This is a genomic window from Microcystis sp. LEGE 08355 (genome assembly GCF_015207185.1).
GTDB classification, from domain to species: domain Bacteria; phylum Cyanobacteriota; class Cyanobacteriia; order Cyanobacteriales; family Microcystaceae; genus Microcystis; species Microcystis panniformis.
The window spans coordinates 1-1,210 of sequence record NZ_JADEXI010000917.1; the positions used below are offsets into that span (position 1 = coordinate 1).

Sequence of the window (1,210 nt, forward strand, 5' to 3'; positions counted from 1 at the left end):
CACCCCACCTGACCCCCACGAAAAACTTTTTGCCGCAAACCCTACTTGAACAATCCGAGTCTCCCCAAAAGGAAAACTTCGTACCTCACCATTAAGATAACTGCTGTATTCAGTTTTCTTACCCGGTGTCCGTCAACCAGAAGGAATGCCGATAGCTGGTCAAAACCACTAAGATAGGGCGGAGAGAGTAACTAAAGACCATTTTTTTGGTAAGATCAAAGCTAAACTAACCATCACGCCCTCTTGAGGGAATATTTATTTATGAGCGATATAGGGTTTATTTTGACTATAATCAACAATTTCCTACAAATTTACTCGGTAATCCTAATTGTTAGGGTTTTACTGACTTGGTTCCAAAATGCCGGTTGGGCCTATCAGATTATGTCTTTTCTCAGTCCGATTACCGATCCCTATTTAAACCTCTTTCGCTCGATTATCCCACCCCTAGGCGGGATGGACTTGTCCCCGATTCTCGCGTTCCTGCTGCTCAACGTCGTTCAGAGTGTCGTAGCCACAGGGGCCAGCAGTCTGGTCAGCAGCAGTTTCTAAATCCGGGGATCAACACTACTGGTAAAACCAGAAGCTTTGAATTTTTCCAGTCGCAAGGGGGTTGGTTGATTGGTAGAAACAGAAATTCTGATCTCGAAATCACTAATCCCCGGCGGCACTTCTGGAATTGCCCCGACTCGGCTACGATTTTGTAAAGCTGGTTCCCCGTTAGCATCGTAAATCCGACCAAAAACATCGGCATCATAGACGGTTTTTCCAGAATTATTTTTAGCTTTGCCGGTGATTAAAAAACAATTAGCCGGAAAACTGGTTCCCCCACTGGTGACACTCCCCTCGGCTAATTCGGGGGGACAGTCTTTATAAGATACATCTAATAGTTGAATTGGGGTCAAAGCTTGAGCAGTAGGGATGATAAGCCAGCTAGACAGCCAGAAAAGAACAGAAAGGAGCAAAACGGTGAGCGAGCGTGGTGTCATAGAAGAGTGATTTTACGGTATGATTTCCCCAATACTTAGATTATCGTGGATCGTCACCCTTTGAAATCAGCTTTTTTAGGACTCTCATGGGAATGGATTCCCACAGACGCTCCCGATAGTTGCGACGGGTTTACCTGTGAGGTAATAGGTGTAGGGCTAATTCATGAATTAGCCCTACAATAGGCGTTGTCAAATTGAAAGATGCTCCGAATCAGCACCGGAAC

Annotated in this window: 2 protein-coding genes; one reads left to right on the forward strand and one right to left on the reverse strand. The window is 45.2% G+C overall.

Going from position 1 to position 1,210, the window contains the following annotated elements; genetic code table 11:
* Nucleotides 1–261: 261 nt before the first annotated feature.
* Entirely contained in the window at nucleotides 262–549 is a 288-nt protein-coding gene (locus IQ242_RS25240) for a YggT family protein (RefSeq protein WP_002763635.1), read from the forward strand.
* On the opposite strand, the gene IQ242_RS25245 is transcribed toward IQ242_RS25240, so the two are convergent.
* Nucleotides 546–986, reverse strand: a complete 441-nt coding sequence (locus IQ242_RS25245; protein WP_002741759.1) for a hypothetical protein — start codon at nucleotides 984–986, stop codon at nucleotides 546–548. The two genes, IQ242_RS25240 and IQ242_RS25245, sit on opposite strands and share 4 nt — an antisense overlap.
* Nucleotides 987–1,210 lie beyond the last annotated feature (224 nt).

Coding starts and splice junctions, on each gene's coding strand:
- IQ242_RS25240 (WP_002763635.1), top strand. CDS start 262: ATGAGCGATATAGGGTTTATTTTGACTATAATCAACAATTTCCTACAA.
- IQ242_RS25245 (WP_002741759.1), bottom strand. CDS start 986: ATGACACCACGCTCGCTCACCGTTTTGCTCCTTTCTGTTCTTTTCTGG.